17 protein-coding genes are annotated in these 18,571 nt (G+C 71.9%); 10 read left to right on the forward strand and 7 right to left on the reverse strand.

What is annotated here, in order from left to right:
- Window positions 1-19 precede the first annotated feature (19 nt).
- Window positions 20-538 (reverse strand): GNAT family N-acetyltransferase, encoded by a 519-nt coding sequence (locus ACGFZS_RS38990; RefSeq protein WP_393799075.1) that lies wholly within the window; start codon window positions 536-538, stop codon window positions 20-22.
- A 26-nt stretch (window positions 539-564) separates the two neighbouring features.
- On the opposite strand from ACGFZS_RS38990, the gene thpR reads away from it, so the two are divergent.
- The gene (thpR, locus tag ACGFZS_RS38995) at window positions 565-1,137 is read left to right on the forward strand and encodes an RNA 2',3'-cyclic phosphodiesterase (protein ID WP_393799076.1); all 573 of its coding nucleotides are present in this window, start codon (window positions 565-567) and stop codon (window positions 1,135-1,137) included.
- 220 nt (window positions 1,138-1,357) lie between these two features.
- Here thpR and ACGFZS_RS39000 read toward each other — a convergent pair whose 3' ends face one another.
- Window positions 1,358-2,350, reverse strand: coding sequence for an aldo/keto reductase (locus ACGFZS_RS39000; protein ID WP_393799077.1), 993 nt, complete (start codon window positions 2,348-2,350; stop codon window positions 1,358-1,360).
- A gap of 71 nt (window positions 2,351-2,421) precedes the next feature.
- Complete coding sequence (locus tag ACGFZS_RS39005) at window positions 2,422-3,312, reverse strand: NADP-dependent oxidoreductase (RefSeq protein WP_393799078.1); 891 nt, start codon at window positions 3,310-3,312, stop codon at window positions 2,422-2,424.
- Between the two features lie 125 nt (window positions 3,313-3,437).
- Here ACGFZS_RS39005 and ACGFZS_RS39010 point away from each other — a divergent pair, with 125 nt between their 5' ends.
- On the forward strand, window positions 3,438-3,836 hold the full coding sequence (locus ACGFZS_RS39010) for a winged helix-turn-helix transcriptional regulator (protein WP_393663307.1): 399 nt from the start codon (window positions 3,438-3,440) through the stop codon (window positions 3,834-3,836).
- Here ACGFZS_RS39010 and ACGFZS_RS39015 read toward each other — a convergent pair whose 3' ends face one another.
- Both ACGFZS_RS39015 and ACGFZS_RS39020 read right to left on the reverse strand, forming a co-directional pair.
- Complete coding sequence (locus ACGFZS_RS39015; protein ID WP_393799079.1) at window positions 3,837-4,424, reverse strand: Uma2 family endonuclease; 588 nt, start codon at window positions 4,422-4,424, stop codon at window positions 3,837-3,839.
- 88 nt (window positions 4,425-4,512) lie between these two features.
- Window positions 4,513-5,196 (reverse strand): SGNH/GDSL hydrolase family protein, encoded by a 684-nt coding sequence (locus ACGFZS_RS39020; protein WP_393799080.1) that lies wholly within the window; start codon window positions 5,194-5,196, stop codon window positions 4,513-4,515.
- Between the two features lie 111 nt (window positions 5,197-5,307).
- On the opposite strand from ACGFZS_RS39020, the gene ACGFZS_RS39025 reads away from it, so the two are divergent.
- The 3 genes from ACGFZS_RS39025 to ACGFZS_RS39035 all read left to right on the forward strand — a co-directional run bounded on the left by ACGFZS_RS39025 (window position 5,308) and on the right by ACGFZS_RS39035 (window position 8,643).
- Complete coding sequence (locus tag ACGFZS_RS39025; RefSeq protein ID WP_393799081.1) at window positions 5,308-6,315, forward strand: WD40 repeat domain-containing protein; 1,008 nt, start codon at window positions 5,308-5,310, stop codon at window positions 6,313-6,315.
- Window positions 6,316-6,457: 142 nt separating this feature from the next.
- A complete protein-coding gene (locus ACGFZS_RS39030; protein ID WP_393799082.1) occupies window positions 6,458-6,973 on the forward strand; it encodes a hypothetical protein in 516 nt (171 codons plus the stop codon).
- A gap of 143 nt (window positions 6,974-7,116) precedes the next feature.
- Complete coding sequence (locus tag ACGFZS_RS39035; protein ID WP_393799083.1) at window positions 7,117-8,643, forward strand: cellulase family glycosylhydrolase; 1,527 nt, start codon at window positions 7,117-7,119, stop codon at window positions 8,641-8,643.
- Between the two features lie 51 nt (window positions 8,644-8,694).
- On the opposite strand, the gene ACGFZS_RS39040 is transcribed toward ACGFZS_RS39035, so the two are convergent.
- Both ACGFZS_RS39040 and serC read right to left on the reverse strand, forming a co-directional pair.
- On the reverse strand, window positions 8,695-8,856 hold the full coding sequence (locus tag ACGFZS_RS39040) for a hypothetical protein (protein WP_393799084.1): 162 nt from the start codon (window positions 8,854-8,856) through the stop codon (window positions 8,695-8,697).
- Window positions 8,857-9,011: 155 nt separating this feature from the next.
- On the reverse strand, window positions 9,012-10,130 hold the full coding sequence (serC, locus tag ACGFZS_RS39045; protein ID WP_393799085.1) for a phosphoserine transaminase: 1,119 nt from the start codon (window positions 10,128-10,130) through the stop codon (window positions 9,012-9,014).
- Between the two features lie 479 nt (window positions 10,131-10,609).
- Here serC and ACGFZS_RS39050 point away from each other — a divergent pair, with 479 nt between their 5' ends.
- The 5 genes from ACGFZS_RS39050 (at window position 10,610) to ACGFZS_RS39070 (ending at window position 18,550) form a co-directional block, all read left to right on the forward strand.
- Window positions 10,610-13,624, forward strand: a complete 3,015-nt coding sequence (locus ACGFZS_RS39050) for an FAD-binding and (Fe-S)-binding domain-containing protein (RefSeq protein WP_393799086.1) — start codon at window positions 10,610-10,612, stop codon at window positions 13,622-13,624.
- Entirely contained in the window at window positions 13,621-14,445 is an 825-nt protein-coding gene (locus tag ACGFZS_RS39055; protein ID WP_393799087.1) for a metallophosphoesterase family protein, read from the forward strand. Before ACGFZS_RS39050 ends, ACGFZS_RS39055 begins: the two co-directional genes overlap by 4 nt.
- 349 nt (window positions 14,446-14,794) lie before the next feature.
- The gene (locus ACGFZS_RS39060; RefSeq protein ID WP_393799088.1) at window positions 14,795-15,922 is read left to right on the forward strand and encodes a lipid II:glycine glycyltransferase FemX; all 1,128 of its coding nucleotides are present in this window, start codon (window positions 14,795-14,797) and stop codon (window positions 15,920-15,922) included.
- Between the two features lie 285 nt (window positions 15,923-16,207).
- A complete protein-coding gene (locus ACGFZS_RS39065; protein ID WP_393799089.1) occupies window positions 16,208-16,333 on the forward strand; it encodes a hypothetical protein in 126 nt (41 codons plus the stop codon).
- Between the two features lie 93 nt (window positions 16,334-16,426).
- A complete protein-coding gene (locus ACGFZS_RS39070; protein WP_393799090.1) occupies window positions 16,427-18,550 on the forward strand; it encodes an ABC transporter ATP-binding protein in 2,124 nt (707 codons plus the stop codon).
- The last annotated feature ends 21 nt before the right edge of the window (window positions 18,551-18,571 follow it).

Raw genomic sequence — 18,571 nt, forward strand, 5'->3', positions numbered from 1 at the left:
CCCGCGCAGGCCCGGGGGCCTAGAGCCGCCGGGCCAGCACCTGCCCCGGCCAGTCGCCGGGGGCGGTGTAGGTGTCGGTTCGGGTGAAGCCGTTGCTCTCGTAGTAGCGGACGAGCTTTCCGTCGGCGCCCGCGTAGCAGTCCACCCGCAGCAGCGCGACCCCGGCCCGCCGGGTCTCCTCGGCCGCGTGCGCCAGCAGGGCGCTGCCGACGCCGTGCCCCCGGAACCGGCGGTCGGAGGCCAGCCAGTGGATGTACCGCTCGGGCTCGCCGGGCGGCGGCAGCTGGGCCAGATAGGCGCCGGGGGCGTCCGTGAGGGTCAGCGTGGCCGCCGGCACCCCGTCCGCCTCGGCGATGTAGGCCACGCCCTCGTCCATGTACCGGACGACCGACTCCACGGTCTTCGCGTTCGCCGACAGGGGTGCCGTCCCCCACTGCTCGGTCCGCCCTTGCCCCACCAGCCACTCGACACAGCTGTCGAGCATGCCGAGCATCACGGGTATGTCGTCGGGCCCGCCTTCTCTGATGGTGATCCGCATCTCCCCATGATGGCAGGGTGGTCGGCATGAGAATCTTCGCCGCCGTGCTGCCCCCCGCGGACGTGGCCGCCGAACTCGCCGGGCGCGTGGCCGAGTTGCGGAAGCTGCCGGGCGCGGACGCGCTGCGCTGGACCGGCCGCCCCGGCTGGCACTACACCCTCGCGTTCTACGGCGAGGTCGAGGACGAGGCCGTACCGGACCTCTCGGAGCGGCTGGCCCGTGCCGCCCACCGCACCGCCCCCTTCCCGCTGGCCGTCGCGGGCGGCGGACAGTTCGGGCACGGCAGGGCCCTGTGGGCGGGCGCCCGCGGCGACCTGGAGACCCTGCGGCTGCTGGCCGACCGCGCGGAGGCGGCGGCCCGGAAGGCGGGCCTGCCGATGGGGGAGCACCGCCGCTACAAGGCCCACCTGACGGTGGCCCGCAGCCGGGACGCGGTGGACGTACGGCCGTACACCGCGCTGCTCGCGGAGTTCGCGAGCCGGACCTGGACGGTGGGGGAGCTGGCGCTGGTGCGGAGCAATCTGCCGACGTCGGGGGTGCCGGGGGAGCAGCCGCGGTACGAGGTGGTCGGCCGCTGGGGGCTCGGGGCGGCCGGTTAGGCTCGTTGCGTGGACCCGAAGACTCGGAACCGGATCATGGCCGGTGTGCTGGTGTTGTTGTTCGTGGTGGTCGCGGTGGCCTCCGCGATGAGGTGAGGGCGGCGGGGAGAAACTGCGGTCGGGTTTCGGCTCCGCCGCGGGTGGCTGGTCGCGCCCACGCGGCGGAGCCGCACATCGATACGGCCCCGCGCCCCCTACGGGGCGCTGCCCCTGACGTCGGCTACCAGGCGAAGGCCTCCGGGGACGGGCCAGGGCCCGGGAAGATCTCGTCGAGGCCGGCCAGGAGTTCCTCGTTGAGGTCGAGGTCGACCGCTCGCAGGGCCGAGTCCAGCTGCTCGGCGGTGCGCGGGCCGACGATCGGCCCGGTGACGCCGGGGCGGGTGAGCAGCCAGGCCAGGGCGGCCTCGCCGGGTTCCACGCCGTGCTTGTCGAGCAGGTCCTCGTAGGCCTGGATCTGGGCCCGGATGGTGGTGTTGGCGAGGGCGTCGGCGGCCCGGCCACCGGCCCGGCGTCCGCCTTCCACCTCCTTCTTGATCACACCGCCCAGCAGCCCGCCGTGCAGCGGCGACCAGGGGATGACCCCGAGGCCGTACTCCTGGGCGGCCGGGACGACCTCCATCTCGGCGCGCCGCTCGGCGAGGTTGTAGAGGCACTGCTCGCTGACCAGGCCGATGGTCCCGCCCCGGCGGGCGGCGATCTCGTTGGCCTGGGCGATCTTGTAGCCGGGGAAGTTCGAGGATCCGACGTAGAGGATCTTCCCCTGCTGCACCAGCACGTCGATCGCCTGCCAGATCTCCTCGAAGGGAGTCCGCCGGTCGACGTGGTGGAACTGGTAGACGTCGATGTAGTCGGTCTGCAGCCGCTTCAGGCTGGCGTCCACGGCCCGCCGGATGTTGAGGGCCGACAGCTTGTCGTGGTTGGGCCAGGCGTCGCCGTCGCCCGCCATGTTGCCGTACACCTTGGTGGCGAGCACGACCTTGTCGCGGTGGGCGGGGGACTTGGCGAACCAGGTGCCGATGATGCTTTCGGTACGGCCCTTGTTCTCGCCCCAGCCGTAGACGTTGGCGGTGTCGAAGAAGTTGATGCCGGCGTCCAGCGCCGCGTCCATGATCGCGTGGCTGTCGGCCTCGTCGGTCTGGGGGCCGAAGTTCATGGTGCCGAGGACGAGTCGGCTGACCTTGAGTCCGGTACGTCCGAGCTGCGTGTACTTCATGGTCACCCAGCCAACGGCGTGGAGTGCGCTCTAGGCAAGGACCTGTGCCGGTCGGCCGGCGGGGGCGGGCGCTACGGCACCAGCACCAGCCGTCCCCGCACCCCGCCCTCGGCGAGCCGGGCGTGTGCCTTCGCGGCCTCCGCCAGGGGGTACGTGCCGGCCACCCGGAGGGTCAGGACACCCTCGTCCACCAGGCCGGACAGCTCCGCCAGCCGTGCGCCGTCCGCGCTCACCGACACGGACACCGTCCGCACCCCGCGCACCGGCTCCGGCGCCGCGCCCGGGATCGCGCTGACGAAGACGCCCCCGTCCCGCAGCCAGTCCAGGGCCGCCGCGCCGAGCAGCGCCGCGTCCAGCACCCCGTCGACGCTCCCGGCCGCGACGGCACCGCTGCTGAAGGAGGCGGCCCCCAGGGACCGTACGAGCTCCTCGTCCTCCGCGCGGGCCAGCCCGGTCACGGTGATCCCCTGACGGGCGGCGAGCTGCACGGCGTATCCGCCGACCGCCCCGGCCGCGCCGGTGACCAGCAGTGACTGGCCGGGCTTCAGTTCCAGCAGGTCCAGGGCCTGGGCGGCGGTCAGGGCGTTCAGGGGGAGGGTGGCGGCGGCCACCGCGTCGACGGACTTCGGGGCCGCTGCCACCGCGTCCGCGTCCACGACGACGTACTCGGCGTGCGCGCCCAGCGGCCTGCCGAAGCCGGCCACCAGGGCGACCACCTCGTCGCCCACCGCCCAGTCGCTCCCGGCGCCCACCGCGTCCACCGTCCCGGCGACGTCCCAGCCCAGCCCGGCCTGCTGCCCCTCCGCTCCGAACACCCCGGACCGCACCCCGGCGTCCACCGGGTTCAGCGCGGCCGCCGCCACCTTGATCCGCACCTGCCGCCCGCCCGGCTCGGGCACCCCGGTCTCCACGACCTCCACGGCCTCGGGCCCGCCGAACGACCTCACCACTGCAGCACGCATGTCAGAAAACTCCTGGATATCGGCTTCTGCTCAGGTATCTCCTCAGCTGCCGACAACCCTAGGAAGAGCTACTATCCATCGGGAAGTAGTTACCCGTAAGTGCGTACCTACCCAGGAGGTGAGCCATGGCGACCACGACCGCGGCCCAGCGGCGCGAACAGGCCCGCGTCGAGTACGACGCGTTCATCAAGGCCTGCCCCACCCACCAACTGGTCGGCCGTATCAGCGAGAAGTGGGCCTGCCTGACCCTGGCCGCCCTCGTGCCGGGCCCCCGCCGCTACAGCGACATCTCCCGCACCATGGCGGGCGTGAGCCCCAAGATGCTGACGCAGACGCTGCGTTCACTGGAGCGCGACGGCCTGGTCAGCCGCACGGTGACCCCGTCCGTGCCGGTCCGCGTCGACTACGAACTCACCGCGCTCGGCCGCAGCCTCTCGGAGCTGATGGCCTCGGTGAAGCACTGGGCGGAGACCCACATCGAAGAGGTCCACGAGGCCCGCGAGCGTTACGACGCCCAGGACTAGCTAGTCGGCCGGGAACTCGTCGGTCTTGAGAACGAGGTCGACGACCGTGCCGGTCAGGTCGACGTCGGTGCCGAAGTCCACCCGGGTCTCGGTCGCGTAGTCGTCTCCCTTGGGGTGGGTGAAGACGTGGCAGCGGCGCTGGTAGGGGTCGGCGATCAGGTAGACGGGGACCTCGGCCTTGGCGTACGCGGTCTTCTTCGCGCCGTAGTCGTTGGCCGCGGTGCCCTTGGAGATGACCTCGGCGACGAACTCGACGTCCTGGTGGAGCCAGAGCCCCTTCTCGGTCTTGGCGGCGCCTTCGGCCACCAACGTCACGTCCGTCGCGAACCCGTTGAGGTGTCCCGGGTAGTCGATACGGACGTCGGACTTGACCCGCTTCCGTGGGTACTTGGTCCGCAACTGCTCGAAGATGTCCGCGATGATCTCCCAGTGGGTGTCCCGCTGCGGCGACATGAAGACGGTCCCCTCGACGATCTCGACCTTGTATCCCTCGGGGGCGGGCATCTTCTCGATCCGCTCGAACATCTCGTCCAGCGTGATCTCGTCGTCGCTCTCGGCCATCGCGATCCTGTCTTCGAGGACGGTCATCCTGGCGCTCCTCCCCGGCCGCCCTCCGCACGAGTACGGCCGCGCGGTTCAACGATACGCACAGTGACCGGGCAACGGCGGAAATCGGTCAGTCCGTTCCCGCCTCGTACGGCTGCCCGACGTCCCACCCCTGCCACATCGCCTCCGCGAACGCCTCCGCGATCCGGTGCTCCCCGCTCGCGTTGGGGTGCGTGCCGTCGTAGGTGTCCGTGTCGATGTCGTACGACTCCGGGGGCGAGGCCAGCAGGAGCGGTGAGCGGGGCTCGTCCAGGTCGGCCACCGCCTTCGCCAGCAACTCGTTGAAGAGGGCCACCTGCCGCGCGAACGGCGCGTCCGTCAGGGCCCGGACGTTCGGGATCACCGGCAGCACGACGATGCCGATCCGCGCGTTGGCCTCCCGGGCCGCCGCGACGAAGGACCGTACGTTCTCCGCCGTCTGCTCCGCGTTCGTGTAGAAGCCCAGGTCGATCAGGCCGAGCGAGACCAGCAGCACGTCGGCCCGGCCGGCGCGCACCGCCTCCCCGATCAGCGGCGCCATGTGCAGCCAGCCCTCGCCCCAGCCGGCCAGGTGGGCGCGCGGGAAGTCGGGGTCGGCGTAGGCGTACGAGACGGGCGCCTCGGCGAGCTTGTCGTAGAGCGTCTCGCGCGGGCCGACCAGGGTGAACGGGCCGCCGTACGTCGCGCACAGGTGCTGCCACATGCGGTACCGCCATGTGTGCTCGCCCGTGCTGCCGATCGTCATCGAGTCCCCGACGGGCATGAACCTGAGCATCCGCTCATGATGGACGATCAGAGGGGAGCGGTGCGATGTGAGGCCCACCACGTACGCCGTCCGCCGCGGCCCCCGCCGTGGAACACAGGGCGGGATGGCAGGCTTGGACCCATGCGCCGACGACCGCCCGCCCTTCTCGCCGGGCTCCTGCTCACGGGTGCCCTCGCCCTGACACCCGCCGCCTCCGCCGCCGCGGCGGACGGCACCGGTGACCAGGGGTTCACGATCAAGGACCCGCGCATCACCGAGTCCAGCGGTCTCGCCGCCTCCCATCTGCACCCCGGCATCTACTGGACGCACAACGACAGCGACGACGGGCCGTACATCTACGCCATCGACAGCGCGACCGGGAAGACCGTCGCCACCGTCACCCTCAGCGGGATCGGAAAGCCCCGGGACGTCGAGGCCATCTCCATCGGCCCCGACAACCAGATCTACGTCGGCGACATCGGCGACAACCTCGACGGCAGCTGGCCGTACGTGTGGATCTACAAGCTGCCCGAGCCGAAGAAGCTCGTCGACCAGACCGTCCGGGCCACGCAGTACGTCGTCAAGTACTCCAACGGCGCCCGCAACGCCGAGTCGCTGATCGTCCACCCCAAGACCGGCCGCGTGTACATCATCGACAAGAAGGAGGACGGCGGGCACCTGTACGAGGGCCCGGCCACGCTCTCCTCCTCGGGGACGAACATCTTCAAGCCGGTCGCCACCGTCGACCTCTGGGCCACCGACGCGGCCTTCTCGCCGGACGGCGAGCAGCTCGCCGTGCGCGGCTATTTCGGCGGGATCTACTACGACTGGAACGGCGGCGCCATCAAGCGCGAGGGCCGGCTCGACGTGCCGCTGCAGAAGCAGGGCGAGTCGATCAGCTACTCCGCCGACGGGACCAGGCTGATGTACGGCAGCGAGGGCTCCGACAGCCCGGTGCAGGCGGAGGACGTGCCGGGGGGCGGCTCCGCCAAGTCGTCGTCCGGCGGCGGGAGTTCGGCCGCGGCCGGCGACGGCGGCGGTACGGCGACCGGTCAGGTCAAGGTCGGCGGCGCCGTCGCCGTCGGCGCCGTCGTGCTCGCCTTCCTCGGGCTGCGGCGGCTGCGGCGCCCGTCCGCCCGCCGGCACTGAGCGGCACCGGGCCGGGGCCGGGCGTCACCCGTCCGGCTCACCGGCGGGGCGGTGGCACGGCGGTGACCGCAGGCTGGGAAGCGTCCCGCGGGACGGGGGCGGCAACAGGAACCGGGTCCCGCCTCACGGAATGGAAGCACCCATGTCCCGCACCGCCCTCCGCCTGGCCAGGAAGGCCGGCCTGCTCACGGCCGCCCTGGGCCTGACCGTCCCCGCGACCGCCGGCACCGCCGCCGCGGCCGAGCCCGCCCGGACGGCCCGCACCGCGGCCGCCGCCGCTCTCCCGCAGTTCAGCTCGGTCAGCCGGCCGTTCGAAGGCGACATCGCCGGCCCCACCGAGTCGGTCCACGTCAAGGGCACCCTCGACATCTCCGTCATCACCCTGCCCGGCGCGGCCGGCGGCGGCACCGCCCAGATCATCAGCAGCCTGGACGACACCACCAGCACCGGTCTCACCAGCCACGCGACCTACTACCTCGTCGGCGCCCAGCGGAACAACGCCCCCTTCTCGGCGGCGGCGACCACGACACTCAACGTCAAGCCGACCTTCCTGCTGGTCCCGCCCACCGGGGCGCCCCGTCGGGTCCAGCCCCTCACGGTCACCGTCGTCGTCACCTCCACCGGCGTGATCAGCGGCATCACCGCCGTGCTCGGCTGACCGTCCGCCCCGGCGCGGGGCGGACCGGGCCGTCGTACGTCTTGACGTGATGATGGTGTGTCAGTTTCCTGGGAGGTGCGCGGTGCGTGGGAGCGCTCCCATGTGTTCCGGGACCGCGCCAACCTCCCGAGAGGAACAGGCACATGTTCCGCTTACGCACCCTGCGCAGAGCGCTGTGTGCTGCCGCCGCCGCGCTCCTGCTGCCCCTCGCCGGTGCGACGGGCTCCGCGCACGCGGCGACCGCCCCGGGCGCCGGCTACTGGCACACCAGCGGACGGCAGATCCTGGACGCGGCCGGGCAGCCGGTCCGGATCGCCGGGATCAACTGGTTCGGCTTCGAGACCGCCAACTACGTGGTGCACGGCCTCTGGTCGCGCGACTACAAGAGCATGATCGACCAGATGAGGTCGCTGGGCTACAACACCATCCGGTTGCCCTACAGCGACGACATCCTCAAGTCCACCACCGTCCCCAACAGCATCGACTTCAGCAACGGCAAGAACGCCGACCTGCAGGGGCTGAACTCGCTGCAGGTGATGGACAGGATCGTGGCCTACGCCGGTCAGGACGGCCTCCGGGTCATCCTCGACCGGCACCGCCCGGACGCCGGCGGCCAGTCGGCGCTCTGGTACACCTCGTCCGTCCCCGAGTCGACCTGGATCGCCGACCTCAAGGCCCTGGCGTCGCGGTACGCGGCCGATCCGACCGTCATCGGCATCGACCTCCACAACGAGCCCCACGATCCCGCCTGTTGGGGCTGCGGCGACACGACGGTCGACTGGCGGCTGGCCGCCCAGCGGGCCGGGAACGCCGTCCTGTCCGTCAACCCGGACCTGCTGGTCTTCGTCGAGGGCGTGCAGACGTTCAACGGCGTCTCCGGCTGGTGGGGCGGCAACCTGATGGGCGTGGCCCAGTACCCGGTGCAGCTGTCGGTGGCGAACCGGGTGGTGTACTCGGCCCACGACTACGCGACCAGCGTGGCCCAGCAGAGCTGGTTCAGCGATCCGACCTTCCCGGCCAACATGCCGGGGGTCTGGGACGCGTACTGGGGCTACATCTTCAAGCAGAACATCGCCCCGGTGTGGGTGGGCGAGTTCGGTACGACGCTCGCCTCGACCGTGGACCAGAAGTGGCTGGCCGCACTGGTCAGTTACCTCCGGCCGACCTCGACGTACGGCGCCGACTCCTTCCAGTGGACCTTCTGGTCGTGGAACCCCAACTCCGGTGACACGGGCGGGATCCTGAAGGACGACTGGGTGACCGTGGACACGGTGAAGGACGGGTATCTGGCGAGCGTGAAGGCGCCGCTGTTCCCGAGCACCGGCACGGGCGGGGGCGGAGGTGGGGGCGGTGGCGGTGGCGGTTCGACGGCCTCCTGCTCGGCCTCGTACGCCGTCAGCAGTGACTGGGGGAGCGGCTTCAACGCCGACGTCACGGTCACCAACACCGGTTCCACGGCGATCGGTTCGTGGACGGTGACCTGGACGTGGAGCGGGCCGCAGCAGGTCACGAACATGTGGAACGCGTCGTACACCCAGAGCGGCGGGACGGTCACCGCGGTCAACGCGGCGCACAACGGGACGGTCCCGGCGGGCGGTTCGGTGAGCTTCGGGTTCGGGGGCGCGCCGGGCGGCGGGGCGGTGCCGAGCGTGAGCTGTTCCGCTGCCTGAGACAGGGGCGCCCGGTGGCCACCACCGGGCGCCCCTCGTCGCGCTCGGTGCTCAGCCCCGCACCCGCACCGGCTTGATCCCGTGCAGACGGCGCGGCTCGGGGGCGTCCAGGAGGCTGACGCCCACGGTCTGCTTGCCGGACTGCGGGCGGCGTACCCGGAAGACGCCGTCCTTCCAGGTGATCCTGCGGGTACCCGGTATGGGTCTGTTCATGGAGGCGTGGATCTCCTTCGTCGCACGGGGCACACAGTGTCCGGTGTGCGACGAAGGAGACTCAATGATCCGCGGATGGTTTTGCCCGGCTCATGCCCGGCGCGTAAACCAACAGCTTTTTACGGGAGTTGCTTCTGGCGGGAGACGGCGCGCCGTCAGAGCTTCTCGATCACGTAGTCGATGCACTTCGTCAGCGCCTCGACGTCCGCCGGGTCGATCGCCGGGAACATGGCGACCCGGAGCTGGTTGCGGCCGAGCTTGCGGTAGGGCTCGGTGTCGACGATGCCGTTGGCGCGCAGCACCTTGGCGACGGCGGCCGCGTCGATCTCGTCGGCGAAGTCGACGGTGCCGATGACCTGGGAGCGCTTGGCCGGGTCCGAGACGAACGGGGTGGCGTACTTGGACTCCTCCGCCCAGGTGTACAGGCGGGTCGAGGAGTCCTTGGTGCGGCCGGTGGAGAAGGCGAGGCCGCCCTGGCCGTTGAGCCACTCCAGCTGCTGGTTGAGCAGGAAGAGGGTGGCGAGAGCCGGGGTGTTGTACGTCTGGTTCTTGCGGGAGTTGTCGATCGCCGTGGGCAGCGAGAAGAACTCCGGGATGTGCCGGCCGGACGCGTGGACGCGCTCCGCGCGCTCGATCGCGGCCGGGGAGAAGACGCCGATCCACAGGCCGCCGTCGGAGGCGAAGGACTTCTGCGGGGCGAAGTAGTAGACGTCGGTCTCGGCGATGTCCACCGGGAGGCCGCCGGCGCCGGAGGTGGCGTCCACGAGGACGAGCGCGCCCTCGTCGGCGCCCGCGACCCGCTTGATCGGCATGGCGACACCGGTCGAGGTCTCGTTGTGGGTGAACGCGTAGACGTCGACGCCGGCCTCGGCCTGCGGCTCCGGGTGGGTGCCCGGGTCGGAGGCGATGACGGTGGGCTCGGCCAGCCAGGGGGCGAGCTTGGCCGCCTTGGCGAACTTGGACGAGAACTCACCGAAGTTCAGGTGCTGCGACTTGCCGTCGATCAGACCGTGGGTGGCGACGTCCCAGAAGGCGGTGGAGCCGCCGTTGCCGAGGATGACCTCGTAGCCGTCCGGGAGGGAGAACAGCGAGCTGATGCCCTCGCGGACCTGGCCGACCAGGTTCTTGACGGGGGCCTGGCGGTGGGAGGTGCCCATCAGAGACGTTCCGGTCGCGGCGAGCGCCTCCAGCGCCTCCGTCCGCACCTTGGAGGGGCCAGCGCCGAAGCGTCCGTCGGCGGGCTTGATGTCAGCGGGGATCTCGATGTCAGCCACGGGGGGAGCGTACCGGTGGGGGAAACGTGGTCGAAATGTAGTCCGTCGGGTGAGACGGGCGCGGGGGCGGTGGGAGAGGCGGCGGGAGAGGGGGTGGGAGGCGGGGTGGGAGGAGGGGTGGCACCGGTCGTGCGCGGGCCGCCCGCGGCCGGTGCCGGGCCGGTCGACGGCAGACGGCGACCAGCGGGAATCCCCCGAAGGGAGCTGTCCCGAGCCGTCCCAGGCTGTCCCAGGCCGCCCCGAGCCGTCCCCGACGCGCGTCGGGTGCCGTGCGCTGTCCTGCGGCCCGTCCTGCGGCCCGTCATGCGGTCCGTCGCGCGGTCCGTCATGCGGCCCGTCACGCGGCCCGTCATGCGGTCCGTCATACGACCCATCGCGCGGCCCGTCATACGGCCCGCCATGCGGAGGAGGGCCGCGTCGGTGGCGGTTCGGGGCGGGACCCCTCGTCACTGTCAGTGGTGGCGGGCAGACTGGGAGGCATGGTGGATGTCGAGGCGGAGCTGCGCGGGGCGGTCCGGGGCGAGGTGGGGTTCGACGTCACGTCGCGGGCGCTGGTCACGATGGACGCGTCCAACTACCGGCGGGTCCCGCTGGGGGTGGTGGCCCCCCGGGACGCGGACGACGTGGCGGCCGTACTCCAGGTCTGCCGGGCGCACGGTGTGCCGGTGGTCGCGCGCGGCGGCGGCACGTCGATCGCCGGTCAGGCGACGGGCACCGGCGTGGTGCTGGACTTCACCCGCCATATGAACCGCGTGCTCGACCTCGACCCGGCCACCCGTACGGCCGTCGTCCAGCCGGGCCTGGTCCTGGACCGCCTCCAGGAGGCCGCCGCCCCGCACAGACTGCGCTTCGGCCCCGACCCCGCCACCCACAGCCGCTGCACGCTCGGCGGGATGATCGGCAACAACTCCTGCGGCTCGCACAGCGTGGCCTGGGGTACGACGGCGGACAGCGTGCGCGAGCTCTCCGTGCTCACCGCGCGCGGGCAGCGGCTGCGGCTCGGGCAGGGCTGGGCGGGGGCGCCGGACGGCCTGCGGGCCCTGGTGGAAGGCGACTTGGCGCGGCTGCGCACGGGCTTCCCCGACCTGCCCCGCCGTATCTCCGGCTACGCGCTGGACGCCCTGCTGCCCGAGAAGGGCGCCGACGTGGCCCGCTCCTTCTGCGGCAGCGAGGGCACCCTGGGGATCCTCACGGAGGCGGTGGTCCGGCTCGTAGAGTCCCCGCGCGCGCGTGCGCTGGCGGTGCTGGGATACGGCGACGAGGGCGCGGCGGCGGAGGCCGCGGCCGGCCTGCTGCCCTTCGGCCCGCTGACGGTGGAGGGCATGGCCGCCGACCTGGTGCCGTCCTCGGCCGGGCTGCCGCGCGGCGGCGCGTGGCTGTTCGTCGAGACGGGCGGGGAGACGGCGGCGGAGGCACGCGCGCGTGCCGAGGCGATCACCGCGGCGGCCGACACCGTCGACGCGCTGGTCGTGACCGACCCGGCCGGGCAGCGCGCGCTCTGGCGCATCCGCGAGGACGCCTCCGGCACGGCCACCCGGATGCCGGACGGCAGCGAGGCCTGGCCCGGCTGGGAGGACTGCGCGGTGCCGCCGGCCCGACTCGGCGCGTATCTGCGGGACTTCAGAGGCCTGCTGTCGGCGCACGGCCTGCGCGGCACCCCGTACGGCCACTTCGGCGACGGCTGCATCCACGTCCGGATCGACTTCGACCTGCTCACCGGGGCGGGCGTGGCCCGCTTCCGCCGCTTCTCGGAGGAGCTGGCCGCCCTGGTCGTCGCCCACGGCGGTTCGCTCTCCGGCGAGCACGGTGACGGCCAGGCGCGGGCGGAACTGCTCCCGGCGATGTACGGCGCGGAGACGGTCGCGCTGTTCGAGCGGGCGAAGGGGGTGTGGGACCCCGACGACCTCCTCAACCCGGGGATGCTGGTCAGACCCGCCCCCCTCGACACGAACCTCCGCTTCGCCGTCCTCCCCCGCGAACCGGTCGACGTGGCCTTCGGCTACCCGTCCGACGGCGGCGACTTCGCCGCGGCCGTACGGCGCTGCGTGGGCGTCGCCAAATGCCGTACGACGTCGGTCTCCGGGCCGTCCGTCATGTGCCCGTCGTTCCGGGCGACCGGCGAGGAGGAGCACTCGACCCGCGGCCGGGCCCGGCTGCTGCACGAGATGCTGGCGGGCGACCTGGTGACGGACGGCTGGCGCTCGACGGAGGTCAGGGACGCCCTCGACCTCTGCCTGTCCTGCAAGGGCTGCCGCTCGGACTGCCCGGTCGGGGTGGACATGGCGACGTACAAGGCGGAGTTCCTGCACCACCACTACGCGGACCGCCGCCGCCCCGCCGCCCACTACAGCATGGGCCGGCTGCCGCAGTGGCTGCGCCTGGTCGAGCGCACCCGCACGGCGCGGCTGGTCAACGCCCTCGCCTCGGTAAGGCCGTTGGCGGCGCTCGCCCGACGCCTGGGCGGGATCGCGCCGGAGCGGACGATCCCCCGGCTGGCGACGGAGACGTTCGGCCGGTGGCAGCGGAGACGGCAGCGCGAGCGGGTGCGGGGGTGGATGGCGGACCTGCGGGCCGGACGCCGGCCGGACATCCCGACGCGGCGGGTCTTCCTCTGGCCGGACACCTTCACCGAGTACCTGTCGCCGTCCGTGGGCCGGGCGGCGGTCCGGGTGCTGGAGGCGGCCGGGGTGAGCGTCACCGAGCTGCCCGACCGACGGTGGCAGGTGCACCTCTCCGAGGAGGGCGAGCTGCGGGGCGTCAGCATGAACCCCTGGCGCTCCCGCCGGACCCGCGCCTGCTGCGGACTGACGTACCTCTCCACGGGCCAGCTGGACCGCGCCCGCGCGGTGCTGCGCGACACGCTCGACCTGCTGGAACCGTTCCTGCTGGAGCCGTTCCTGCCGGCGCCGGACGACTTGCCGGACGACTTGCCGGACGAGTTGCCGGACGTGGACGACCCGGACGACGACCCGGATGACACGGACGACCCCGTCGTCTCTCTGCTCGTGGTCCTGGAGCCCAGCTGTGCCGCCGCCCTCCGCACCGACCTGCCGGAGCTCCTCCCGGACGATCCCCGTGCCGCCCGTCTGGCGGGTCTGGTGGTCACGTTCGCGGAGGCCCTGGAACGGCTGGCCCCGGACTGGCGGCCGCCCCGCCTGGACCGGCCGGTGACCGGCCAGACCCACTGCCACCAGCACGCGGTCCTGGGCGACGCCCCCGACCGCCGCCTCCGCGAGGCCGCGGGCCTCACCGGCGACCTGACCGGCGGCTGCTGCGGCCTGGCCGGCAACTTCGGCTTCGAAAAAGGCCACTTCGAGGTGTCGCGGGCGTGCGCGGAGGAACAGCTCCTCCCCGCGGTCCGGGACGCGGACCCGGGCACGCTGGTCCTGGCCGACGGCTTCTCCTGCCGGACCCAGCTGGAACAGCTGGCCGGCGTGCGGGGGAGACACCTGGCGGAGGTGCTGGCGGAGGCACTGGACGGTGAGGCCGAATGAGCGGCGCCGAACCCGAAACCGAAGCCGAGGTCGAACCCGTACCCGAGGTCGAACCCGTACCCGAGGTCGAACCCGAACCCGAGGTCGGCCGGGTGGCTGTCCTCTCCGACATCCACGGTGTGCTGCCGGCGTTGGAGGCGGTGCTGGCGGAACCGGACGTGTCCCGTGCCGACCGTGTCGTCCTCACCGGCGACATCACCGCGGGCCCGCAACCGGCCGAGGTGGTCGACGTGTTGCGGGCGCTGGGCGACCGGGTGCTGTGGCTGTCGGGGAACGCGGACCGGGAGCTGGTCGAGTACCGCAGGGGTGAGCGCGCCGACATCCCGGACCCGATCGGCCCGTTCGCGGCGCACGCCCTCAGGGTGGACCAGGTCGACTTCCTGGCCGGGCTCCCGAAGACCGCGACGCTCACCGTCCGGGGCCTCGGCCGGGTCCTGTTCTGCCACGCCACTCCCCGCGACGACGAGGAGATCGTCCTGGTCGACTCGCCACCGGAGCGCTGGGCCGAGGTCTTCGCCGAGGTCGACCCCGGGATCGGCACGGTCGTCTGCGGCCACACCCACATGCCCTACACCCGCCTCGCCCACGGCCGCCTCGTCGTCAACCCCGGCAGCGTGGGCATGCCCTACGGCCGCCCCGGCGCCCACTGGTGCCTCCTCGGCCCCGGCACCGACCTGCGCGTCACCCCGTACGACATCCCTACGGCCACCGCCCGCCTCGTGGCCGCGTGCTCCTACCCCGGCATCGAGGAATGGGCCGACTACTTCCTCCGGGCCCGCGCCTCGGACTCCGAGGCCCTGGCCCTCTTCAGCGCGCGATAGCGCCCGAGCGCGCCTCCTGGGCATGGGCCACGAAGGAGTGCCGCGCACCGGTCCCGTGACGACGACCTCGTGCAGGCCCAGCCAGTAGGGGGAGATCGCCCCTCGCACAGGAACTTGAACAAGAAACGCGGCCGGTGGCGGGTGTACCCCCTCGCAGCCCACTGGCGTACGCGCCGGCCCGAGCTGACCGTGCCGGCCTGGCCCGGCGGCGGCTCCGCTCAGCCCTTCCCGGACCGGTTCCGACACGCCCCGGCCCACCTGCGTGGGATCGAATCCGACCGGGTTCGCGTCTGTTGTCCTTGATGCGAGTGCCGACACCGATCGCCGACCTGTCCAGGAGCTTCCTCTGATGACAGCAACTCTCCGCCTCCAGCCCGTCTCCCGCGCCGAGCACCTCGCCTTCGTCGGGTCCCGGCCCTCCGCCAGCCATATGCAGCTGCCGTCCTGGGGCGAGGTGAAGCCCGACTGGACGGCGGAGAGTCTGGGGTGGTTCGACGGGGAGGGGCGGATGGTGGGGGCCGGGCTGGTGCTGCTGCGGGCGCTGCCGAGGGTGCGGCGGTATCTCGCGTATCTGCCGGAGGGGCCCGTCATCGACTGGGGGGACGCGGAACTGGAGCGGTGGCTGGATCCGCTGCTGGCGTATCTGAAGGGGCGGGGGGCGTTCACCGTGAAGATGGGGCCGCCCATCGTCGTACGACGATGGAGCGCGGAGGCGGTGAAGGCGGCGATCGCCGATCCCGCCGCCCGGCGGCTGCGGGACGCCGAGCCCACCTCGCAGGAGCCCCGTGCCCTGGAGCTCGCGGACCGGCTGCGCCGGATGGGGTGGCGGCAGGCGGAGCCGGGCGGGGAGGAGGGGTTCGCGGCCGGTCAGCCCCGGTACGTGTTCCAGGTGCCGTTCGCCGGGCGGTCGCTGGACGCGATCCAGCGCGGGCTCAACCAGCAGTGGCGGCGCAATGTGAAGAAGGCGGAGAAGGCGGGGGTGAAGGTGGTGCGGGGCGGGTACGAGGACCTGCCCGCCTTCTACGCGCTGTACACCGAGACCGCCGAGCGCGACCGCTTCATCGCGCGCCCCCTCTCCTACTTCCAGCGCATGTGGACCGCGCTGACCGCCGAACACCCCGACCGGATGCGCCTCTACCTCGCCCACCACGAGGGCGAGGTCCTCGCCGCCGCGACCATGCTCACCGTCGGCGAGCACGTCTGGTACTCCTACGGCGCCTCCACCGTCCGCAGACGCGAGGTCCAGCCCAACAACGCCATGCAGTGGCGGATGATGTGCGACGCCCATGAACTCGGCGCCGCCGTCTACGACTTCCGGGGCATCACCGACACCCTGGAGGAGTCCAACCACCTGCTGGGGCTGCTCCGCTTCAAGGTGGGGGCCGGCGGCGAGGCCGTGGAGTACCTCGGCGAGTGGGACTTTCCGCTCAACAGGCTGCTCCACAAGGCGTTCGACGTGTACATGGCCCGCCGCTGACGCCTGTCCGGGGGTTCGGCCGCCCCGCTTCATAAGCTGGCTCTCAGGTTCATAAGAGAACTCTCAGCTTCAGGGTCGTTATACAGCTGTTACCCAGGTACTCACAGCACCTGTTTGCCGTTCGCAAGCCGACTTTGCCGTCCCTTGGGATTTGGGCCGTGTAAGTTCATCGGTGTCGGGCGGCGGGGATTGCCGAGGATGACGATCCGAAATCCCCGTACGTTGCCCAAGAGAATTCTCGTACCATCCCGCACCACTTGCACTTCGAACTCTCAAGGAGTCGGAATGAGCCTCAAGAAGCTCGCCCCGCTGCCCCCCAAGCCCAAGAAGCAGCTGCCCCCGCCGCCGCCGAAGCCCAAGAAGAAGGCTCCGAAGCCGGCTCCGAAGCCGATCCCCGGCCAGGACAGCTGAGTCAGCCGTAAAAAGGACCGACGGTTCGCCGTCGGTCCTTTTTCGCTCCTGCAATTCAAGTAATTCCGCGTCGGACGGTGGAGGTGGTGTGAAATGCGTGCGAAGGAGAGCGAGGGCGCAGAATACGAGTACGAAGTCGACGACTCGGAATACGAGGACGGGGACGAGGACGACGACGAGTACACGCCCACCATCCCGGCCCGTGTCGCGTTCCGCCGCTTCTGGCCGCTGACCGCGGGCCTGCGCAAGTGGCTGATGATCGTCTGGGTGTGCACGGTGATCGCCGCGCTCGCCGAGACCGAGGCCATCCTGCTCTTCAGCGACCTCACCGACCACGCCCTGCAGAAGGGCTCGCTGAGCGCCTTCTGGAGCCCGGCCGGGAAATGGCTGGCGATCGCGATCGTCGGCGCGATCGTCACGTACGCCGGCAACTCCCTCGCCGCCTGGACCACCGAACGCTTCGTCATGCGGCTGCGCGAACACGTCTTCGACCACGTCCAGCAGCTGCCCCCGCACTTCTTCCAGCGCCACCGCCAGGGCGACCTGCTCTCCCGCCTGACCAGCGACGTCGACGCCATCGAGACCATGGTCGTCTCCGGACTCGTCGGGGCCGCGTCCGCCCTGTTCAGCGCGGTCTTCTACGCGGCCGCCGCCTTCTGGCTGCGCTGGGACCTGGCCGCCGCCACCTTCGTCCTCGCCCCCCTGTTCTGGCTGGCCGCCCGCCGCTTCTCCAGCTCCATCAAGGACGTGTCCCGGGAGGGCCGGGTCGCCGACGGCGCGATCACCTCCGTCGTCGAGGAGTCCCTCGGCAACATCGTGCTCACCCAGGCGTACGACCGCCGCGACGCCGAACGCCGCCGGCTGAACGAGGAGGCCGGCGCCTGGTTCCGCGCCTCCGTCCGCTCCACCCGCCTGAACGAGGCCTACGAACAGCTCGTCGCGGTCATCGAGACCGTCTGCGTCCTCGCGGTGATCGGCATCGGCGCCTGGGAGATCTCCACCGGCCGCATGACCCTCGGCCAGCTCCTCGCCTTCTCCGCCTTCCTCGGCTACCTCTACCCGCCGGTGCGCGGCCTCGCCCAGCTCGGCCTCACCATCACCGCCGCCACGGCGGGCGCGGAACGGCTGATCGAGATCCTCGACGTGCGGCCCTCGGTCACCGACCCCCGCCGCGGCACCGACTCCGGCCGCCCCGACGGCGCCATCGAGGTCCGCGAGGTCGGCTTCCGCTACCCCGGCGCCGACAAGACCGCCCTGGAGGGCCTCTCCTTCGCCGTCAGCCCCGGCGAACTCGTGATCATCACCGGGCCCAGCGGCGCCGGCAAGTCCACCGTCTCCAAGATGCTGCTGCGCTTCTACGACCCCGACAGCGGCGAGGTCCTCCTCGACGGCGTCCCCCTCCGCGACTTCCCGCTGGCCCGCCTGCGCGAGTACGTCACCCTGCTGCCCCAGGAGACGCTCGTCCTGCATGACACCGTCCGCGCCAACATCGCCTGCGGCCGCCCCGGCGCCAGCGACCAGGCCATCGAGGACGCCGCGAAGGCCGCCGACGCGCACGACTTCATCGTCCGGCTCCCCGACGGCTACGACACCAGGATCGACCCCAACTCGGCCCGGCTGTCCGGCGGCCAGCTCCAGCGCCTGGCCATCGCCCGCGCGATCCTGCGCGACGCCCCCGTCCTCGTCCTCGACGAACCGACCACCGGCCTGGACGCGATGGCCGCACGCCGGGTCGTCAAACCGCTGCGCCGCCTGATGACCGGCCGGACGACCATCATGATCACCCACGACCTCAACCTCGCCCCCGACGCCGACCGCATCCTCGTCGTCGACGGCGGCCGTATCGTCGAGACCGGCCGCCACGACGAACTCCTCGCCCGCGGCGGCGCCTACTCCCGCCTGCACCGCTCCCAGAACAACGCGATCATGGACACCGGCGAACTGCGCCTGCCGCTGTTCGTACAACAGGGCGGCCCGGCACCGGCACCCGCGGCAGAGGCCGTGGGGGTGGGAGTGGGGGCGCCCCAGGGCGACGGGTACGCTTACCAGCAGCCGTACGGGAACATGTACGACTACAACGTGTACGCGGCCGCGGGGCTATGGCCCCAACCCATGTACGAGGCCCACATACAGCCCGCCTACGGGGCCGATGTGCCCACCACACTCCCCGACGGCCGCCCCCTGTTCCGCGACGAGGAGCCCTGGCCCGGCATCTGAACCGCCCCCGGACGGCTCAAG

The sequence above is a fragment of the Streptomyces sp. NPDC048288 genome, assembly GCF_043201555.1.
Taxonomy (GTDB): domain Bacteria; phylum Actinomycetota; class Actinomycetes; order Streptomycetales; family Streptomycetaceae; genus Streptomyces.